We start from the raw sequence: 19560 nt of genomic DNA, 5'->3' as shown, positions 1-19560 counted from the left end.
AATGAAGGATAAAAGAGAAATCATACGTGCCCGAAAGGCATTTAGAAGAAGTCTAAAAGATGAGAAGAAATTCTTGAAACAAGGAAAGAAGGAGGTGAGGAAACAGAAAAAAGATTCCGCTGGACTGGATGAAAAAGCATGGAAAAAAGAGATAAAAGAAAAGCTAGAGGAGATGAGAGAAGCTTCAAAGGCTAGAGTAAAACAAGCAAATGAAGACTACAATCATATTCTTCAAAATAGTCCTCCATCTCTTTTAAATCGCAAAGAATTAAGAGACAGACGGTTGCCTCATGCTAGGAAACGATTGAAAATAGCCAAGAAGCAATTTAAGGAAGCAAAGGTAGAAGCAAAAGAAGAAAGAAAAGAGAGTCGTAAAGAAAGAAAAACCAATCAAAAATTTTTCTACGGTCAGGAATCGAAACATAAATCTAATTTTTTCTTTCAAGGGAAGAGTTTAGAAGAATTAAAAGCTAAGAAAGAAGTCAAGGCCGCAAAAGAGAATCTAAAATCTACTAAACAAGTCTATAAGTCCAAAAAAGTCAGTAGGAAAGCCAAAACTTTTCTTTATGTCCTTGGACGTGAAGGTGGAGAGTTAGCTTCAGAAAATGAAGATTTAGAAGGTTATCACACACTTCAAGAGACAATTAGAAAAGGAAAACGCTACAGTCGCCTTTCTTATAACCTTGGAAAAGCTAGTGTCAAAACAGGACAAGCAACAGGTCGTTTTACCAAGAAAAGACTGACCAACACAAAAGAGCGATACCATCATTTTAAGGATGGAAAAGGATGGAAACTAGCGAAAGATAACCCAAGTTCTTTTAAAAATCGGTTTCGAAAATTAAAGAAACAAGGTCTTACAAGTGTCCGAAATATCTATCAAAAACTAAAAGCAGCCTTTTCCTTCTTTACATTTGCGGCTGGAAATCTTGTAACCTGGATAGTTGGAGGAATAGTCTTTCTTCTTTTACTTATAATGAGCTTCTTTTTAGGATTTTCATCTGCTAGTTTGATTCAACAAGATGAATTTGAATTAACAAAAGCTTATACCCACCTAACTTGGGAAGATGCAGAACATACTCGCACAAATGACAAAGGAATTACTTATTACACAAAAGTTGATGATGTGATGGGCTATATGAACTTTAAATTCCATGACTATGAGTTACACAAACCAGTTCACTTATTTAGTTCAGAATCTTACAAGGATTATCTGTCTACTTTGTGGCATGATTTAAACGATGGGGATGATTTGAAATCCATGCAAGACCTCTATGAAACTCCTAAGTATAAACTATCGAAAGACGATCAAGAGGAAATAAAGGAACTAAAAGAAGAGGGTGTCTATGCTTCCATGCAGGAATTGGACAATCCATTTGAGGGGAAAAGCAACGAAGATAGTCTAACCATGACTTATCGTTATGGATACTATGATTTAGACGGAAAACCTACTCTTCAGGAGTATATTCTACTAGAAGCGAAGGCTCACCAAACAATTGTCGCACCAATGGATGGTGTTGTATCTCTAGACGGAGATGATGTTATTCTCACTAACGGAAAAGGAGAGAATGAGAGTCGATTGACCTTGTATTCTATTCATAATGGCCGTGCGATTGAGGGGACAAGAGTCCTAACGGGTGATATTATTGGTGAAACACCAGACGATACAGGTTTGAAAGTTTCCTATCAAAAGTATAAAAACAAGAAAGAAAAATTTGTGTATGTCAATCCGCAATTTTATTTTCCAAAAGTCATTCAACTTCAGACCACTATCTTACCAGCCATTGGTCAGTTTGGTGGGGATGAGTTTGAACGAGCAAAACATATTTATGAGTTTTTGAAATCTCAAGGGGCAAGTCCCCAAGCCATTGCGGCAATTTTAGGAAATTGGTCGGTAGAGTCTTCTATTAATCCTAAACGAGCTGAAGGAGATTATTTAACTCCTCCTGTTGGCGCTACCGATTCCTCATGGGATGATGAAAGCTGGTTAGCGATTGGAGGTCCAGCCATTTATAGTGGTGCTTATCCTAATATTCTTCATAGAGGTCTAGGTTTAGGGCAATGGACAGATACCGCAGATGGGTCAACACGGCATACAGCCTTGTTAAATTATGCACGCACCCAAAATAAGAAATGGTATGATTTAGACCTACAACTTGATTTTATGCTTCATGGGGATAGTCCTTACTATCAAAGTTGGTTAAAGGATTTCTTTAAAAATACAGGCAGTGCAGCCAATCTGGCCCAACTCTTTCTGACCTATTGGGAGGGAAATTCTGGTGACAAACTACTGGAAAGACAAACCAGAGCAACGGAATGGTATTACCAAATTGAAAAAGGCTTTAGTCAAACAAATGGAGGACAGGCAAAAAGTGATCCACAATCCCTTGAAGGGGTTCGTGGGGACTTGTATGATCATTCTGTTCCTGGTGGTGGAGATGGTATGGCCTATGCTTATGGACAATGTACATGGGGTGTTGCGGCTCGTATGAACCAGTTAGGCTTAAAATTAAAAGGTAGAAATGGAGAAAAGATTTCAATCATTAATACCATGGGAAATGGTCAAGACTGGGTTGCGACAGCTTCAAGTCTTGGTGGGGAAACGGGCTCTACACCAAGAGCAGGTGCTATTGTTTCTTTTGTAGGAGGTACACATGGTACACCAGCCAGCTATGGTCATGTGGCTTTTGTAGAGAAGGTCTATGATGATGGTTCTTTCCTTGTGTCTGAAACCAACTATGGGGGCAACCCTAACTATACCTTTAGAAAAATCTCTCAAGCAGATAGTGCCATCAGTTTTGCTTATACGACCAAATAGAAGAGTTTACACTTGAAATTGTAGCTATTTAAAGATACAATATGTCTATAAATGAGTGGTCGGCTCATGGTCAATCTGATAGTAATCTTGGACATAAGGGCCAAGCGGTGGCGGACACCAGAACAAAATCCGATAGCAATCTTGGACGTACGGGCCAAGCGGTGGCAGACACCAGAATAAACCGACTGATTAGGTGGCTTACAGGTTCAGTAAGTCATCTTTTTTATTTGGAAAAACAGTAAGAAAGCGTAAAAAATCAATTCCTGTACTAGCGTGTAATTGAAATTTTTTAGTTTTGGCGTTAGAACTGTTTCCTCAGTCCTAGCCCCTTCTCTTTTTGATAAGTATGCTTGGCGGAAAGTAGTTTGTAAATGATTCTGAGAATCTTATGAGCATAAGCAATGACGGCCTTCATCTTGCTTACTCTTTGGGAAATTCGATTATAAAAAAAAGAAAAAGCTGGATCCTTGGAATGTGCTGCAATTAATCCCGACATGGTCAAAGCCTGTTTTATTTAGCGATTTCCTTGCGTGATGTGTGAGGATTTTTTAATGACAGCACTATAGGCTAAACATCTTTTTCTGTCATGAGTTAGCAGGCTCTGCCTGCTTAGAGTTTTACATATGCTACTATCTTCGTTATAGCTAACTTAAATTCTCATTTATTAAGTATACCTAAGTTTTATGTTTAAATTTTGTATAGAATAGTTGTATCACTTATCAAAGCTATGTTTACGCTTTCAATCAAGCCTCATTTATGATACTATTAAGGTAATAGAAAAAAATTCTTAGTTCGCTGAAGACCTTTATTCGAGATTCAGAGGAAATAGAAATTTTAACAGTAAACAAAGTATAAATTTCTAATTATCTTTTTATATTTTCTTAAATGCTCGTAAAGCCTTATTCTATGTGCTTTCGAGTATTTTTACTGTAGGAAGATACTTCACGTTTCTTTGCATATTTCCTCATGTCTTAGCTGTCAGAAGTGGTAAATAAGTAGTAAATTCATTTGTACTACTAAGCAACAAGACGCTCCTGTTGCTTCTCTTTATTCAAGCGTTTCATTTCTGCCATTGCAGAATCGAATGTTGCATGTGCGTAATAGTTCAGCGTCATGGCTATATTAGCATGTCCCATAATGTACTGTAATGCCTTTGGATTCATTCCTGCATTTGCATAGTTGGTACAGAATGTATGTCGCAAACTATGTGGAGTGATGTGTGGCAATTTATCCTCGTTATACTTATTGTATTTCTTAACAAGACCTTTCATCATGCCGTTGTAATCACTTGCCACTTTTGGATAGTTCTTTCTATTAAGAAAGAGGAAATCACTATATCCATCAATCTCAACACGCTTATCATTCTTTCGATTCGCTAACACTCGCTTAAATGCTTGATAGGCTTCTTCAACCATAGGAACTTGACGTTCGCCACTTTTGGTCTTTGGTGTTTCAATGTAGTACCCAATTTCAGTATCTCTCAATAGCTGATGGTCTATATTGACAAGACGATTCTCAAAATCTAAATCTGGAAGTGTCAAACCACCAAACTCTGAAATACGAAGACCTGTTTTTAAGAGTATCAGAATTTCATCATAATTTTTGCTGTAGGTTTTATCAGCTTTTGCAAAGGCTAACAGTTTTTCTTCCTGTTCTTCTGTTAGTACGGTCTTAGGGACAGTATCATCATCAAGAACTGCTTTCAGTTGAAAGTCAAATGGATTCTTCCGAACACAATCATCTTGTATAGCAATATAGAATGAAGCCTTTAAAGAACGTTTGTAGTTATTGATGGTTTGATAAGCATAACCATTTTCACTCATTCTAATAGCCCATTCTTTAGCGTCTGATGGCTTAATACTGTCAATACTTCTTACACCTAACTTGTCTTTCTTCAAAATATCCATAAGATATTTGCGTCCAGTTTCAGTGTTTTTTCTAACCTTTGGTCTTTGAGCGTTCTGTTTTGCGTAAAGCTGGCAGAGTGTCATTTTCTTTCCTACAACATCAATACCATCATGAATGTCTTTCTGTAACTCTGCGATTTTCTCTCTAAGTGAGATACAATCACGCTTTCCTGCTGGTACTCGGTCTGTAGCCACAAGTTTCCACGAGTAAACAAATTGCGGTTCTCCAAATGAATCTATATATTTGTATAAGTATCTTCCGTCTTTTCGTTGGCTCTCTCCAGTCTTTAAGATTCGACCTTTATTGTCACGTCTTTTTTCTGACATGGCATTTGCTCCTTTCCTTTATGGAAAGAGCCTTGATACGACTTAATACTATTTTATCATATACAAGACCCTTTGGCGACGCTAGATTGCGTCCAATGTATCTATAATTTTTTCAAATTGTTTTCGTTTAATCTGAATACGATTGCCATTCATAATCAGCCAATTTGCATTTTTATTTTCCTCTGCCAAGCGTCGTAGCTTGTTTTCGCCAATACGAAAATATTTTGACGCTTCTTCAATGGTTAGGGTATAACGTTCCCAAATAGGAATGTCAGTCTGCTTCATAAAATCCTCCTTTCCAAATCACTTATTTGGATTTCATAAAAGTTGTTTTACCAGCAATCGAACAGCTTTAGCAAAGCTCACGGGAGTTCCACCCCTGCATGGTTCTCATGTAGCCATACTCATTGCCTGCGACGGTTTTATCACGCTCGGACTATTGACTGTATGGGAGTATCATTATCACGATAAGAATGTCGTTGCAGGCAATCCTGCTAAAGATTGCTTCTCGGATCACTAACATGAATCGCTCGCTATCTTTATAAGATAGGTCATGGCGGTTAGTTCCGTTGGCTCTTTTCTTATCGAAACGTATTCGATTACTTTTATTCAGTTTTCAAAGAACAATGGCTCGTTAGCCTATCAAAACACATTGAAAGCTCAATATGCTTTGGTGGAATAACAAACCTCCCTGTTCGGGAAGCGTGGAATGGTTTAGCACGCTTCCACGAAAGGAGAGAGGATATTACTTAATTTCAAATGACAAAATCTTTGTAATCAGTCTGGTTTCCATTCTTCCACGTAAGACTTCATCAACGACCATACTTTGATTGCCATATTCATCTTTCATAAGTCGTAGGGAACGCTTCGTTATGTACCCTCTGTAATGATGTAGAATCTGGTTAATCGCTTCGGTATCGCCATCTGTTGCCTTTACAATGAGAGGAAAGGGAATCATAGGATATTGTGTTTTCATTCTTCAAATTCCTCCATAAACTTTTTAATTAAGGCTAGTCCACTGGTTCTATGCCGATAGACAGTAGAACGGTTCAATTTCAACAGGTCTGCAATTTCTGAATCGCTCATGTCCATAAAGTAAAACAGCAGTAGAATTTCACGTTTCTTGTCTGGCAACTCACGTAATGCTTCACTCAACAAATCATTTTCAACGCCTACTGATAACCCATTGAGTGTAAAAATCTGAAAGTCAGTTGAATAGTTATCTGTTGTCGCAAACTGGCTAACAAGATAATCGCCAACATCCGAAAAGGACACCTCACGCTTTGCAATCCTTGAAAGATAAAGCATATAATTCTTTCGCTCGTCTTCCATAGCACGTTTACAGATATAGTCAAACTGATTTTCTATTGTGGTCTGAAAAGAAGATGGTTTCATGTTTCTCACCCCCTTTCTGTCTAGGAAAGGAAGTGAGCCTTGCTCGTTTATCTCCTTTCACTCTTAGTCCCAATGTGAAAGGGGGATTTGTTGCATTACTGATAAATAAACTTTGTAAAAAAGTTCTGAATAGCCAAAAAAGCATATAAACAGATTTATTTCTCTGTTTACATGCTTCTGTTATTCTATCTATATGATTTATAAAACCACATTGGTGGACGTACTTATCTATTGCAGATAGACGACTTTTTTTGACAAGAACCCAATGTAAGGAAATTTATTGTATATGATGTACTTCATGGCGACGTTGACCTCCAACAAACCGCCATTTGGAAGTAATATACAATATTTTAACAGCGTAAATAGCACTACCATATAACGGTTTTTTTTATTGGCGTTTAGTAGTGCTTTTTATTAAATATAAACCTATAAACCATATAACACGTTTTTCTATACCTGTTTTTAATTCAGTAGGAACAATAAAATGTATAGAGGTGGTCTACTATGCGTAAAAAAGAAGATAAATATGATTTTAGAGCCTTTGGTTTAGCCATTAAAGAAGCTCGATTGAAACGAGGTTTAACTCGTGAACAAGTGGGAGCATTGATTGAAATTGACCCACGGTACTTAACTAATATTGAAAATAAAGGGCAACACCCCAGCATACAAGTTCTTTATGACCTTGTATCGTTACTTCATGTTTCCGTTGATGAATTTTTCTTACCTGCTAATAACTTGGTAAAAAGCACCCGACGATTACAGATAGAGAAATACATGGATAGCTTTACAGACAAAGAACTATCCTTAATGGAATCTTTAGCCAGCGGTATCAACGAAGCAAGAAACATCGAAGACTAATTAAAAGAATCCATACATAACGGAAAGAGCCGATAAAATGAGATTGTATTAATCTCATTTTATCGGCTCTGCGTCTTTGCGTCTGGCTCTGTAATCACAGTTACTTTGAACTGCTTTATTTCAATTAAATTTTCTTGTCTGCATTTCGGACAATAGAGGGGGAATTTTTTTAATTCAGTATCTTCCCTTATCTTTAATCGTGTTTTATTTCCACATACAGGACATGTTGAGGCGGTAAGTTTGCTAGTCAAGGAGTAAAACGACGAAGATTAGCATTTACTTCCGCCCATGCGATAGCTGTCCGTGATTGACAAGTGCTAGCACGCAGACAGAACGGAGATAGCGAACCGCTGAGTGTGTCGCTCTGCTCGTAAAAGCTTAGAAACCTTTGAACGAAAGGGATAATGAAAGCCTTGATTGCAAGGCTTTTTGCTTTATGGTGGGTAAGTATCAGAGTGAGAAAATTTTTGGAATGAGTAGAAGTGATAGCTAGAAATTATCAGTTTCTATTTCCATTTACCCTGTGGGTACGTGTTTGTTTCCATTGACAAGGAGTTTGTGGGAATAGAAATGTACCCACCTTGTTTGAATCAAGTGAAGTGTAGTTGAAGGAAATCTGTTGAAAGCAATACTTCATTTTACCGAATAAGTAATAATTTAGGCAACTTCAAATCGATTAAAAAAAACTATTTTAAAGGTTAAGAGTAGACAAAAATTGTCCACTCTTTTTTGCAAACTCAATTTATCAATAAATGAAATGAGGGAATGTAAAATGAAATATTTTGAGGTTGAGTTAGAAAATCCTGATGAATTTTTAAAACTACAAACAGAAGATTTTGTGAAAGCTAATCGCTTGCTACTAAGGAAGATAATCCAGAGCGTTACAGTCTATGAAGAAAACTTCGTCATATCCTTTAAATCTGGCATCGAATTGGAAGTATGAGTCTCATTCCATAACTTTTATATTGAACATATCATCTTGTTGTGTTATACTATAAATTGATATAAACAAAGATGTAGGAGGAACCGAAACTATGACAGCCTCAATGCGTTTAAGATAAGCTGGCAATAAAAAAAGCAGAATCTATACCCGATGATAGGCTTTTTTGTTGTGCTTATTTATACGATATTGAGCATTCATTAGTTACGGTGAGGATATTGGTTATTTAACTATACCTTTATTTAACTATGTCTTTAATATGAATGTTTCCAAATTGTATGTATGCAGACCAAAAGCCACATTGTGGGGTTTGGCCTGCATTTTTTATTGCCTAGAATGCTATTCAAAATAGAAATTCAAGCAAAATAATATGCAGGAGATAATATAAATGGAAAAATACAACAATTGGAAACGAAAATTTTATGCAATATGGGCAGGGCAAGCAGTATCATTAATCACTAGTGCCATCCTGCAAATGGCGATTATTTTTTACCTTACAGAAAAAACAGGATCTGCGATGGTCTTGTCTATGGCTTCATTAGTAGGTTTTTTACCCTATGCGATTTTGGGACCTGCCATTGGTGTGCTAGTGGATCGTCATGATAGGAAGAAGATAATGATTGGTGCCGATTTAATTATCGCAGCAGCTGGTGCAGTGCTTGCTATTGTTGCATTCTGTATGGAGCTACCTGTCTGGATGATTATGATAGTATTGTTTATCCGTAGCATTGGAACAGCTTTTCATACCCCAGCACTCAATGCGGTTACACCACTTTTAGTACCAGAAGAACAGCTAACGAAATGCGCAGGCTATAGTCAGTCTTTGCAGTCTATAAGCTATATTGTTAGTCCGGCAGTTGCAGCACTCTTATACTCCGTTTGGGATTTAAATGCTATTATTGCCATCGACGTATTGGGTGCTGTGATTGCATCTATTACGGTAGCAATTGTACGTATACCTAAGCTGGGTAATCAAGTGCAAAGTTTAGAACCAAATTTCATAAGGGAGATGAAAGAAGGAGTTGTGGTTCTGAGACAAAACAAAGGATTGTTTGCCTTATTACTCTTAGGAACACTATATACTTTTGTTTATATGCCAATCAATGCACTATTTCCTTTAATAAGCATGGAACACTTTAATGGAACGCCTGTGCATATTTCTATTACGGAAATTTCCTTTGCATTTGGGATGCTAGCAGGAGGCTTATTATTAGGAAGATTAGGGGGCTTCGAAAAGCATGTATTACTAATAACAAGTTCATTTTTTATAATGGGGACCAGTTTAGCCGTTTCGGGAATACTTCCTCCAAATGGATTTGTAATATTCGTAGTTTGCTGTGCAATAATGGGGCTTTCGGTGCCATTTTATAGCGGTGTGCAAACAGCTCTTTTTCAGGAGAAAATTAAGCCTGAATATTTAGGACGTGTATTTTCTTTGATCGGAAGTATCATGTCACTTGCTATGCCAATTGGGTTAATTCTTTCTGGATTCTTTGCTGATAAAATCGGTGTAAATCATTGGTTTTTACTATCAGGTATTTTAATTATTGGCATTGCTATAGTTTGCCAAATGATAACTGAGGTTAGAAAATTAGATTTAAAATAAACAATATTGGAGGAATATTTATGTATCTTATTTTCATGTAACTCTTCCTGCTAAAATCGCAGGGTTTTCCCTGCATACAAGCAAATGAAAGCATGCGATTATAGACAGGAGGAAATGTTATGGAATTAATATTAAAAGCAAAAGACATTCGTGTGGAATTCAAAGGACGCGATGTTTTAGATATAAATGAATTAGAAGTATATGATTATGACCGTATTGGTTTAGTAGGAGCAAATGGTGCTGGAAAAAGCACTTTACTCAGGGTACTTTTAGGAGAATTAACTCCCCCAGGATGTAAAATGAATCGTCTGGGTGAACTTGCCTATATTCCCCAGTTGGACGAAGTAACTCTGCAGGAGGAAAAAGATTTTGCACTTGTAGGCAAGCTAGGTGTTGAGCAATTAAATATACAGACTATGAGCGGTGGTGAAGAAACAAGGCTTAAAATAGCACAGGCCTTATCGGCACAGGTTCATGGTATTTTAGCGGATGAACCTACGAGCCATTTAGACCGTGAAGGAATTGATTTTCTAATAGGACAGCTAAAATATTTTACAGGTGCACTGTTAGTTATTAGCCATGACCGCTATTTTCTTGATGAAATAGTAGATAAAATATGGGAACTGAAAGATGGCAAAATCACTGAGTATTGGGGAAACTATTCTGATTATCTTCGTCAGAAAGAGGAAGAACGTAAGAGCCAAGCTGCAGAATACGAACAATTTATTGCGGAACGTGCCCGATTGGAAAGGGCTGCGGAGGAAAAGCGAAAACAGGCTCGTAAAATAGAACAGAAGGCAAAAGGTTCTTCAAAGAAAAAAAGTACTGAAGACGGAGGGCGTTTAGCTCATCAAAAATCAATAGGAAGTAAGGAAAAAAAGATGTATAATGCTGCTAAAACCCTAGAGCACAGGATTGCGGCCTTAGGAAAAGTAGAAGCTCCGGAAGGCATTCGCAGAATTCGTTTCAGGCAAAGTAAAGCATTGGAGCTCCATAATCCATACCCTATAGTCGGTGCAGAAATTAATAAAGTATTTGGGGATAAGGCTCTGTTTGAAAATGCATCTTTTCAAATTCCGTTAGGAGCAAAAGTGGCGTTAACTGGTGGTAATGGAATCGGAAAAACAACTTTAATCCAAATGATCTTAAACCATGAAGAAGGAATTTCTATTTCGCCTAAGGCAAAAATAGGTTACTTTGCACAGAATGGTTACAAGTACAACAGTAATCAGAATGTTATGGAGTTTATGCAGAAGGATTGTGACTACAATATATCAGAAATTCGTTCAGTGCTAGCATCTATGGGGTTCAAACAGAACGATATTGGAAAAAGTTTATCTGTTTTAAGCGGTGGAGAAATTATAAAATTGTTGCTTGCTAAAATGCTCATGGGTAGATATAACATCCTAATAATGGATGAACCCAGTAACTTCCTTGACATACCAAGTTTAGAGGCTTTGGAAATACTAATGAAGGAGTACACCGGAACTATCGTGTTTATCACCCACGATAAACGATTACTCGAAAATGTAGCAGATGTAGTTTATGAAATTAGAGATAAGAAAATAAATCTGAAACATTAAATTTAAGGTAGTCGCTGGTCAGTATAGTCTGTTCTGGTTGGCGACTCCATTGTTAAAGAGTATAAAGACTTTAGATTTTATGAATATTAAAAATAGGAACAGTCAATTGAACTGCTCCTATTTTTCTGCTAAATATATTGTAGTTTTCTTATATGTATAATGATAGATTAGCGGATTCTCATCTACGGTACTTACTTCAAATATGAAGAAGTGATCGCGGTTATCTCTGGACTTTTCCTTATTGAGGACAAAGTAATTCTTACGTGAAGTCGCCATTGTTTTTAGGATATCATCAGTTAGGAAGGTCAATGGAATATTCATGTTAGAGTAGCGGTAGAAGTCACGTTCAAAATCTTGGTAGCTCTCGCTATAATAGTCCATTTGTAGGTGATTACGCTGAAACTCAAGCTGATTCATAGAGCACCTCCTCGACAAGTTCAATACTAATAATGTCTTTTAATTTCAAATTGATGTGACCTGTTGTAGTTTTTATCAAAATGAAATCTTTGGTCAGACTTGGTATTGTTCCAGTGTAGGAAACACGCTTGTTTTTTTCAATCACTTGAATGCGTGTGCGTAGCTGCCCGGCGTATACTTGACTGAGGAGTAATAATTTCTTCTCTAGTGATAAGTCAGACATGTACGTTACTTTGTTTGTATCATCAGAGAGTGCTGATGCATGTTCAGATAGGAAAAAGCCCATCCATTTTTGCATCTTTGTATCCTGGTACTCTCTTGCTGATTGAAATGGTAAATATGAACGGTCAATCATATCAAATCCTTTCTATGCAGAGGCAAGGGTATTTTTATCAAATTGAATCGTAAAACCTTGAATTCCCCCACCTGTGTAACATTCTTTAAAGCGATTGATTACCTCAGTATAGATTATCACAGATGAGCTTGTTGGCTTAATGCTAAATGTAAATTCCAATGGTAATCGGTTTTCAGATTTAGCATGTACTAGTCGTATCGATATTTCAGTTGTTTTGAGTTTTCTCTGACGAAGTTTTGAAGTTGCTGTTTCAACGATTCCATGTAAAAATCTTTCAAGCATTTCAATATCATTACATCCTTTGCTACGGATTTCTGAAAATTGTACTGTATTTTTTTCTTGTTTCATTTTAATCCCTCCAATCCACCCGCGGAATGACCACCGATAAGTTTACTGCGTTCAATATTTCTGGAACCTTCAGTTAGGACGGTTCCTTTTTGTATGGCTAAAAAACCAAACTGTTCTCTGACAACATCAATAGCTGTCTGAAGTCTATTATCTTTTTCAATTTGTTCTACATCATCAAAGAGTGATAGTAGAGTATAGCTTTCATCTACGAAGCCACTATAAGATACACCAATTTGTCTCACTGCACCAGAGGTGTATTTTTTCGGAATAATACAAGTACATGACTCACCATTGTTTTGGGGAGATTTGCGGGTTCAATTTTATTCTGAGCATTTATAGATTTTTTCATCTCAGTCCTAGAATAGCCAATATGAATAGAAACGACAGTAGTCAATACTAGGGCTACTGTTCCGTTCCACAGTATCATTTAAAAATCATTTTCACACCCTTTCGTCTATTAGTATAGAAGAAAGCTCTCAGCACACAATATCCACTTGTAGTTTATAATAACTATCTCCTCCTTTACACTTTAATTCAAATCTTTATTAAAAAATATTTCATCTTATTTAACAAGAAACCATATTTATATAACAACATAAAATACACTAAGTTATTTTATTGAACATATATCGTACTTTATCTATCCGACTATTTGGACGACGGGGCTGGCAAACAGGTTCACCGGTAGTAACATGGTACCCTTTTAACTCTGTTAAACAAACACTACGTCCATTTGTAAAGAAAGTTAAATCACTACGATATTCTTGAATACACCGAGCAGGGATTTCTCCACTAAGAATGACCTCATTATTTTTCAATTGAGTGTCTACGATGTTCGCACAATATTTAGGAGCATCGGTGTATGCTCGTGAAAGATATTCCTGTGGCGCATAAATTTTAAAACTAAGATATGGCTCTAACAATTCTGTTCCAGCTTTTTTTAAGACTTGTTCCAATACAATAGGAGCAAGCATCCGAAAATCTGCTGGGGTACTAACAGGGCTATAGTATAAGCCATACTTAAAACAGATTTTACAGTCCGTCACATTCCAACCATACAATCCTTGTTCACAGCCATAGCGTATCCCTTCCATAACTGCATTTTGAAATGATTGATTTAAGTATCCAAGAGAAACCGAGCTCTCATACTGCATTCCACTTCCCAACGGAAGCGGTGATACAGATAAACCAATGGAAGCCCAGAAAGGATTTGGCGGCACTTCGATGTGAATGGTATATTCTGCATTTTTTAACGGTCTCTCCATATAAATGACTGTAGGCTCTTTTAGTTCTATCTCCACATGATACTTTTCTTGCAACAGTGCACTAATCACTTCCATTTGTACTTTCCCTAAGAAAGAAAGTATAATTTCATGTGTCGCAGAATCCACATAATATCGTAGAAGCGGATCACTGTCGGAGATTTCCAAAAGGGCATCAAGCAACATTTCTCTCTGTTCAGGTTTACTCGGTTCAACAGTTGTTTGTAGTAGAGGGTGCGGATTTTCAATCTTTTTTCTCTGTGGCAATAGCTTTGTATCTCCAAGAACACTATTTAACTTCAAAAACTCATTCTGCAAAATAACAATTTCCCCGGAATAAGCCTTATCAATTTTACATAATTCACCATTTATTGAAGTATACATTTCTGTAATTTTTATTTTTTCCTTTTCCGATATTCTAACCGAATCTCGCAAATGCAGTACGCCACTATAAAGACGTATATATGCAAGACGCTGTCTTTTTTCCGAATACTCAATTTTGAAAACTTTTCCGCAAAGTTCAGACTGACCTCGATGTGTTGATGAATAAAATTTATTCGTAATCACTTCTATAAGGTTATCAATCCCTATATTGTTTTTTGCACTTCCGTGATAAACAGGGAACAGAGAACAATTCTGAAATCTTATGCTTTCCTCTTGTTCGAGTTCCAATGCTTCTAATGATTTACCGGACATATATTTCTCTAAAAGGTCATCATTTCCTTCTATTACCGTATCCCATTGTTCAGATTCGGTAAAGTTCGTCACACACATATTAGGATACAGTTCTACCTTCTGTTTGATTACAATTTCGGCAGAAAGTTTCTCTTTAATATCCTGATAAACCGTTGATAAATCAATTCCATTTTGGTCAATCTTATTGATAAAAAAGATTGTGGGAATCCCCATTTTCCTAAGTGCATGAAATAATATACGAGTTTGTGCTTGTACGCCATCTTTTGCAGAAATCAGTAGAATTGCCCCATCTAAAACTGATAATGAACGATATACTTCTGCTAAGAAATCCATATGTCCTGGCGTGTCTATGATGTTCACCTTCGTATTTTCCCACTGAAAAGAGGTTATTCCTGTCTGAATTGTAATTCCTCTCTGACGTTCTAAAAGCGTATTATCCGTCCTCGTTGTACCTTTGTCCACGCTTCCTAATTCTGTAATCGCTCCACTGTTATATAATAAGCTTTCTGTTAAGGTAGTTTTTCCTGCATCAACATGAGCTAAAACTCCAATATTAATAATTTTCATGTGATTTTCCTCCATTCAAAAACCCAAAAGGGCATAAAAATCCCAGTGATAAATACTTTTATCACTGGGATTTTTATGCATAACCATAGGCATACAAAGCATACAGATATTCTCCGGATACTTTAGAATCACATGATAAAGGTATTCTTAAACTGGGTACAAAAAACTAAGCCCTCCTAAAAAAGGACATCCAATTATTTGTTCCCACTATCAAATTGACAGTTTATTTAAGAATACCTTGCCGCATATTTATTAACTCCTTTTAAATAGATACTTAAATTATAGCACGTAAGAGCATATTTGTAAAGGAATCTCCAATTTTTTATCAAAGAGAGTACGTGATTACAAAATAGCTGTAATAATGTACCAATATTTGTTATTCTATAATCTTCCAATTACTCCCGTTCTTTTCAAGTACCAAATCAAATTGAGATACCTGCGTTGCTTTGGTCTGCTGGTCGATATACTCCACTGTCAGCGATACCGTGACTTGATTATCCTTACGATTGTAAATAGGATTTACCAGTTCTTGAAAGATGTACTCTTTTCCGATTGGTTTTAATATCCCGTCATTCACATAGTAGGAAAGTTCACTGGCTGTCGCTGTAGGATAGAGCTTGAAGAACGTCGTTAAAAACTCATTGATTTCATTGGTTGTAATGGAATCAACCGTCCCCTCACTTTCAATAGCTTTTGGTTTATAGTCTGATTTCTTTGGTATGCTAGTAATGGTCGGATTCTTAATGAGGACCATATTTCCAGTACTGTCTACATAGACACTCACTATATAAGCAGAGTGGACGGTCTTTGTATTTTCCCCCTCTGTAATGAGTTGGTCTACACTGTAGGTTACATTAAACTCATTGTCGCCAGTTGGCTCTACCGTCCATATCTGAAATCCTTTTACAGAAGACGATACAGGAATATCTTTACGAACTGTATCGACATTCAGAGCTTGAAGTTCCTCTGTCAGATATGCTTTCAGGTTTTCTATGCGATTATCAATGGACTTATCGGATTGCTCCCATGAATAGTAGACTTTCGCAAAGTTCTCTACAAAATTTTCTACATGATGAGTATCAACGTATTCCTTTTCTATGATAGTTGTTTCGTGAATAGTATGAGTATCTATAGCTGTAAAGTGCTTGAATATCGCAAAGCTGAAACTAAGCCCTAAAAGTACCCACAAGGCAATCACAACCTTTTTATGAGGATTGACCTTATAGTAGACACGAGGTTTCTTTTCCTTTGGTATCTGTTTTTCTTTATTCTGATTTTTTCTAAATTTCATCATTAAATCTTCCTTTCTCATTGTTTGATTCGTCCTGCTCCCACTAAATGCTGTTGCCAGTAGGGGCTTGTTAAGTCGGCATAACCGATTGGGTCGCCTGCATGAAACATACGGTTATTGCCAAGATATATCCCAACATGAGTAATATAAGAGCCAGCGTTATAGGTAGAATGAAAGAAAACCAAATCGCCAGCTTGTGCTTCCGATAGTGGGATATGCTGGGTCACATCATATTGCTGTTGTGCGGTTCGTGGTAAGTTAATTCCAGCTTTTCCATACGTCCATTGTGTCAGTCCGCTACAATCAAAAGAAGTAGTCGGGGAAGCTCCACCGTAAACGTATCGCCAGCCCTCATATTTCAGTGCTTCGTCCATGATGGCTTGTACCGTATCATCATCAAACTCTGTTGTGACAAGATACTGCGTTACCAGTTGCACATAAAACATATTGCCATAGTTGTATCGCCAGCCCCCATTGATAGGTATGGCTATGGGATTGGGGTAAGACACTTTTTCGCCACCTGAATACTCTTTTGAGAAACTTTGAGCCAGTTCAAAGGTATATTTATTTCCACGATTAGCCACATACCCTAAGAAACCACCACCATAATTGTAGGACTGGATAACCGATTCTAAATCTACACTGAGCCTTTCGCTACTGGCTAATAATTCACTGAAATACTTCACACCTTGCTTAATGGATTCTTCTGTACTCAATGAATTAGGTGGAAGACCGAGGGATTCCGAGGACTGCATAACATCTTCCGCAGTACCGCCCGATTCCACCTGTATAATCGCAAGAAGTATGTTGACATATTCTTCAACGCCATATTCTTTGGCATATTTTTCTACCATAGGCTTATGAGCCAGCACTTCTGCGGAAACATTCACACCTCCATAATGAATATTGGAAATTCCGCTGTCCTGTTCATCTGAAAATAAAATGGCAACAAACAGAAGCAGTGAGAAGACCATCAAGAATAATCCAGAACCACCAATCACTAAAGTTTTCAACTTCATGGTTTCTTACCGACTTTCTTAATGGTGGCGGTTTTGATTGGTGGTCTACTTCTTGTATTTTGTAGTGGTACTCTTTGAACAGTAGACGGACGTTCTTTTGTGATTGGACGTTGTGAAGTTCTATCTGCTGTAGTGGTTGAAGTTGCTGGCTTTTGAACGGTTTTTTCTTGAACGGTATTGCCTTGGCGTTCCACTTTTGGACTTGAAAAATCGGACTTAACTGCTGGACGCTCTTGTTTGGCTTGTTGAGATTCCTTATATGAAGTCTGAATATTAGACTGTTTTGAGGTCTGTTCATCATGATATTGTTCTTGTCTTGTAGTCGGTCTTTCATGAACAGAAGAAGCAGGCTGTTTTTTCTGTTTGACCTGTTCCATTTCAGAGCGACGCTTCGCAATGGTTTTTCGCCTTTGTTCCTGCTGTTCCTTGCGTCCACTGGCTCTGTCCGCTTTGGTTTGAGAAATACTACTGGTTAAATCACGGACATTCTCTTTTACTTTGGATTTTCCTTGATATACTGCATATCTTGCATTGGTCGGCAAATCTTTAACCTGTTCTTTCAAACCACTAGCAGTGTCTACCATTCTGTCTTTGGTATCAGCTACTGTACCGATGGTTTGACCGATACGTTTTCCAAGTGTTGATTTTTCCTTTCCGTCTGGTCGGGAGTGATCTGCTTGTGTCCTTGCAGAACTCCCCGAACCCGACTGTCCTTTTTTACCTGTAACAATGGCAGACCCAGCCCCTAGAGTAGTCATGGAACGTCCAAGTTTCCGCTGTAGACGGTGCATGTGAGCGTGCATAAGCATACGAGGTTTTCTCATCACACGACTTCCCACACTTTGAGAATCGTTACTCTGTAGAGAAAACATACTCATTAAATCGCCCAGCTTGAAGTAGATTCCTGCAAAGGTCACAATCTGTAGAAAAGCAATCAAAAAGAACGGATAACCAGCCGATAAGGTATAGAGCATGGTTGAAATACTAAATGCTGTCGTAATAATCAATGTGATTCCAGCTCGTGTCAAAATGGTATTAAAGAGCTTTGTTATGGCTCGTTTTGACATACCATCAAATGATGGAATCATGCTTAAAATAAAGCTCACAGGCAGAAACATAGCATAGATGATAAAAAGTACCTACGAGAAAATCATGATTCCTGTTAATAGGAATACAAATATGGAAATCCCAATATTGAAGACAAATAGGAAGAAGACTGTACCTAAACGGTTAATGGTCTTTGTAATGGTTAGATTGGTATTGCTTCTGTCTTCAATTTCTTCCGCAACAATTTTTTCTCTGTCTTCGCCATTGTTGGAATCTGGGCTGGTGGAGAGCAGGCTTTCCACACGGTCAATACCGATACTTTCAATGTCTGAACTGTTGTATTGAAGCAGTAGCCACGGTTGCTGAACCTGTATGGAAAACAGGCTATCTCTGATTAAGTCCACGCTGTCCTTGCCTTGACTATCGGAATGGGGCATGACAATCTTCGTGCCAAGTGATAAACTGGCATTACTGATGTCTGATGAAAAGTCATTGATTTTTTTAATGTAGTCGGGAGCGTAGGCAATAAAGGAAGCCGATAGGATAAACACCAGCACAAAATTCATAATGGCATGAATTGCCTTTGTGGTTTCTCTCTTTATCAGTCCCGTATAGGCAACATAAACCCCAAGAACCAAAATCAAGAGTAAGAGGAATCCAACATAGAAACCCTCTGTTGAAAATCCGTTTGCACTCACACCAGCTAAGGTCTGCATATTCTTACCAATGGAATCTGCTGTAGCGGAAATGAAGTCTAAGGAATAGGCTTCCTGTACTAAGTAACCTGTCGCATTGGAAACATACAAACTGATTGTCCAAATAAAATTGGTAATGGCATATAGTCCATACATGACCTGTTTTCCAATCCCGTCCGACCAGTTCCACGGAAGCCAGCCCCAGCTATTATCCACATAAAAATCCAGTTGATAGTTTTCAAGTGGGTATCGGCTGTATTCATTTGCCACATTGACCGTATCATCTACCAAGCCCGCAGCTTGAACCACCGTTCCCAGCATGGCTAAAAGAAAAATGGCAATCACAAGTGTGAAAGCCACTGTCATTGCCACTTTACCTAGACGTTTCAGCGTCCAGTTTGATTTTATTCTGTTTACTATTGATGGTTTCAC

19 protein-coding genes and 2 pseudogenes are annotated in these 19560 nt (G+C 37.5%); 7 read left to right on the top strand and 14 right to left on the bottom strand.

The annotated features are described in order from the left end of the window. Position 1: 1 nt before the first annotated feature. Complete coding sequence (locus ACIY14_RS01585; protein WP_000653457.1) at positions 2 to 2815, top strand: phage tail tip lysozyme; 2814 nt, start codon at positions 2 to 4, stop codon at positions 2813 to 2815. A gap of 51 nt (positions 2816 to 2866) precedes the next feature. Then, positions 2867 to 2995 carry a hypothetical protein gene (locus tag ACIY14_RS01580; protein WP_256363417.1) on the top strand — a complete coding sequence of 43 codons (129 nt, stop codon included), beginning with the start codon at positions 2867 to 2869 and terminating at the stop codon, positions 2993 to 2995. Positions 2996 to 3831: 836 nt separating this feature from the next. Here the strand turns inward: ACIY14_RS01580 and ACIY14_RS01575 are convergent. Both ACIY14_RS01575 and ACIY14_RS01570 read right to left on the bottom strand, forming a co-directional pair. Further along, complete coding sequence (locus tag ACIY14_RS01575) at positions 3832 to 5049, bottom strand: tyrosine-type recombinase/integrase (RefSeq protein WP_001291561.1); 1218 nt, start codon at positions 5047 to 5049, stop codon at positions 3832 to 3834. An 81-nt stretch (positions 5050 to 5130) separates the two neighbouring features. Next, positions 5131 to 5334 (bottom strand): excisionase, encoded by a 204-nt coding sequence (locus tag ACIY14_RS01570; protein ID WP_000814511.1) that lies wholly within the window; start codon positions 5332 to 5334, stop codon positions 5131 to 5133. Here ACIY14_RS01570 and ACIY14_RS01565 point away from each other — a divergent pair. Continuing rightward, complete coding sequence (locus ACIY14_RS01565; protein ID WP_001845478.1) at positions 5318 to 5569, top strand: hypothetical protein; 252 nt, start codon at positions 5318 to 5320, stop codon at positions 5567 to 5569. The genes ACIY14_RS01570 and ACIY14_RS01565 overlap by 17 nt on opposite strands. A gap of 225 nt (positions 5570 to 5794) precedes the next feature. Here ACIY14_RS01565 and ACIY14_RS01560 read toward each other — a convergent pair whose 3' ends face one another. Further along, complete coding sequence (locus ACIY14_RS01560; protein ID WP_000857133.1) at positions 5795 to 6025, bottom strand: helix-turn-helix domain-containing protein; 231 nt, start codon at positions 6023 to 6025, stop codon at positions 5795 to 5797. Continuing rightward, positions 6022 to 6444: a sigma-70 family RNA polymerase sigma factor gene (locus ACIY14_RS01555; RefSeq protein WP_000804885.1), complete on the bottom strand. Its 423-nt coding sequence runs from the start codon at positions 6442 to 6444 to the stop codon at positions 6022 to 6024. Before ACIY14_RS01555 ends, ACIY14_RS01560 begins: the two co-directional genes overlap by 4 nt. A 504-nt stretch (positions 6445 to 6948) precedes the next feature. Between ACIY14_RS01555 and ACIY14_RS01550 the strand changes: the two genes are divergently transcribed. Then, on the top strand, positions 6949 to 7302 hold the full coding sequence (locus ACIY14_RS01550) for a helix-turn-helix transcriptional regulator (RefSeq protein ID WP_001227347.1): 354 nt from the start codon (positions 6949 to 6951) through the stop codon (positions 7300 to 7302). Positions 7303 to 7361: 59 nt separating this feature from the next. On the opposite strand, the gene ACIY14_RS01545 is transcribed toward ACIY14_RS01550, so the two are convergent. After that, the gene (locus ACIY14_RS01545) at positions 7362 to 7553 is read right to left on the bottom strand and encodes a cysteine-rich KTR domain-containing protein (protein WP_001860868.1); all 192 of its coding nucleotides are present in this window, start codon (positions 7551 to 7553) and stop codon (positions 7362 to 7364) included. A 521-nt stretch (positions 7554 to 8074) separates the two neighbouring features. Here ACIY14_RS01545 and ACIY14_RS01540 point away from each other — a divergent pair. From ACIY14_RS01540 to msr(D), 3 genes are all read left to right on the top strand, one after another. After that, positions 8075 to 8245: a hypothetical protein gene (locus ACIY14_RS01540; protein WP_000873143.1), complete on the top strand. Its 171-nt coding sequence runs from the start codon at positions 8075 to 8077 to the stop codon at positions 8243 to 8245. 385 nt (positions 8246 to 8630) lie between these two features. Beyond that, positions 8631 to 9848, top strand: coding sequence for a macrolide efflux MFS transporter Mef(A) (mef(A), locus tag ACIY14_RS01535; protein ID WP_000417519.1), 1218 nt, complete (start codon positions 8631 to 8633; stop codon positions 9846 to 9848). 119 nt (positions 9849 to 9967) lie between these two features. Next, on the top strand, positions 9968 to 11431 hold the full coding sequence (gene msr(D) / locus ACIY14_RS01530) for an ABC-F type ribosomal protection protein Msr(D) (protein WP_000420313.1): 1464 nt from the start codon (positions 9968 to 9970) through the stop codon (positions 11429 to 11431). Between the two features lie 117 nt (positions 11432 to 11548). Here msr(D) and ACIY14_RS01525 read toward each other — a convergent pair whose 3' ends face one another. The 9 genes and pseudogenes from ACIY14_RS01525 to ACIY14_RS01485 all read right to left on the bottom strand — a co-directional run bounded on the left by ACIY14_RS01525 (position 11549) and on the right by ACIY14_RS01485 (position 19560). After that, positions 11549 to 11848: a DUF5960 family protein gene (locus tag ACIY14_RS01525; RefSeq protein ID WP_001072467.1), complete on the bottom strand. Its 300-nt coding sequence runs from the start codon at positions 11846 to 11848 to the stop codon at positions 11549 to 11551. Then, a complete protein-coding gene (locus tag ACIY14_RS01520) occupies positions 11835 to 12203 on the bottom strand; it encodes a hypothetical protein (protein WP_000567222.1) in 369 nt (122 codons plus the stop codon). The genes ACIY14_RS01525 and ACIY14_RS01520 overlap by 14 nt, the downstream gene beginning before the upstream one ends. A 12-nt stretch (positions 12204 to 12215) precedes the next feature. Next, on the bottom strand, positions 12216 to 12551 hold the full coding sequence (locus ACIY14_RS01515) for a hypothetical protein (protein ID WP_000806926.1): 336 nt from the start codon (positions 12549 to 12551) through the stop codon (positions 12216 to 12218). After that, positions 12548 to 12793 (bottom strand): hypothetical protein, encoded by a 246-nt coding sequence (locus tag ACIY14_RS01510; RefSeq protein ID WP_001813542.1) that lies wholly within the window; start codon positions 12791 to 12793, stop codon positions 12548 to 12550. Before ACIY14_RS01510 ends, ACIY14_RS01515 begins: the two co-directional genes overlap by 4 nt. Positions 12794 to 13156: 363 nt before the next feature. Continuing rightward, entirely contained in the window at positions 13157 to 15076 is a 1920-nt protein-coding gene (gene tet(M), locus ACIY14_RS01505) for a tetracycline resistance ribosomal protection protein Tet(M) (protein WP_409001274.1), read from the bottom strand. Between the two features lie 15 nt (positions 15077 to 15091). Continuing rightward, a pseudogene (locus tag ACIY14_RS01500) lies at positions 15092 to 15139 on the bottom strand (hypothetical protein); the annotation flags it as partial. A 313-nt stretch (positions 15140 to 15452) separates the two neighbouring features. Further along, the gene (locus ACIY14_RS01495) at positions 15453 to 16388 is read right to left on the bottom strand and encodes a conjugal transfer protein (protein ID WP_409001273.1); all 936 of its coding nucleotides are present in this window, start codon (positions 16386 to 16388) and stop codon (positions 15453 to 15455) included. Next, a complete protein-coding gene (locus ACIY14_RS01490; RefSeq protein ID WP_000769868.1) occupies positions 16385 to 17386 on the bottom strand; it encodes a lysozyme family protein in 1002 nt (333 codons plus the stop codon). Before ACIY14_RS01490 ends, ACIY14_RS01495 begins: the two co-directional genes overlap by 4 nt. Beyond that, positions 17383 to 19560: pseudogene (locus ACIY14_RS01485) on the bottom strand (CD3337/EF1877 family mobilome membrane protein). The gene ACIY14_RS01490 and the pseudogene ACIY14_RS01485 overlap by 4 nt, the downstream one beginning before the upstream one ends.

The organism is Streptococcus sp. ST16 (assembly GCF_046098135.1).
In the GTDB taxonomy this organism is placed as follows: domain Bacteria; phylum Bacillota; class Bacilli; order Lactobacillales; family Streptococcaceae; genus Streptococcus.
Note: the sequence above shows the minus strand (reverse complement) of the source record. Positions and strands in the feature narration are given on the sequence as shown.

Bases quoted from the DNA above. Each gene is read 5' to 3' on its own strand.
- ACIY14_RS01515 (WP_000806926.1), bottom strand. From the start codon at position 12,551: ATGAAACAAGAAAAAAATACAGTACAATTTTCAGAAATCCGTAGCAAA.
- ACIY14_RS01495 (WP_409001273.1), bottom strand. From the start codon at position 16,388: ATGAGAAAGGAAGATTTAATGATGAAATTTAGAAAAAATCAGAATAAA.
- ACIY14_RS01555 (WP_000804885.1), bottom strand. From the start codon at position 6,444: ATGAAACCATCTTCTTTTCAGACCACAATAGAAAATCAGTTTGACTAT.
- ACIY14_RS01585 (WP_000653457.1), top strand. From the start codon at position 2: ATGAAGGATAAAAGAGAAATCATACGTGCCCGAAAGGCATTTAGAAGA.
- ACIY14_RS01520 (WP_000567222.1), bottom strand. From the start codon at position 12,203: ATGATTGACCGTTCATATTTACCATTTCAATCAGCAAGAGAGTACCAG.
- ACIY14_RS01570 (WP_000814511.1), bottom strand. From the start codon at position 5,334: ATGAAGCAGACTGACATTCCTATTTGGGAACGTTATACCCTAACCATT.
- ACIY14_RS01560 (WP_000857133.1), bottom strand. From the start codon at position 6,025: ATGAAAACACAATATCCTATGATTCCCTTTCCTCTCATTGTAAAGGCA.
- ACIY14_RS01540 (WP_000873143.1), top strand. From the start codon at position 8,075: ATGAAATATTTTGAGGTTGAGTTAGAAAATCCTGATGAATTTTTAAAA.
- ACIY14_RS01580 (WP_256363417.1), top strand. From the start codon at position 2,867: ATGAGTGGTCGGCTCATGGTCAATCTGATAGTAATCTTGGACATAAGG.
- ACIY14_RS01490 (WP_000769868.1), bottom strand. From the start codon at position 17,386: ATGAAGTTGAAAACTTTAGTGATTGGTGGTTCTGGATTATTCTTGATG.
- ACIY14_RS01575 (WP_001291561.1), bottom strand. From the start codon at position 5,049: ATGTCAGAAAAAAGACGTGACAATAAAGGTCGAATCTTAAAGACTGGA.
- ACIY14_RS01525 (WP_001072467.1), bottom strand. From the start codon at position 11,848: ATGAATCAGCTTGAGTTTCAGCGTAATCACCTACAAATGGACTATTAT.
- ACIY14_RS01550 (WP_001227347.1), top strand. From the start codon at position 6,949: ATGCGTAAAAAAGAAGATAAATATGATTTTAGAGCCTTTGGTTTAGCC.
- ACIY14_RS01565 (WP_001845478.1), top strand. From the start codon at position 5,318: ATGTCAGTCTGCTTCATAAAATCCTCCTTTCCAAATCACTTATTTGGA.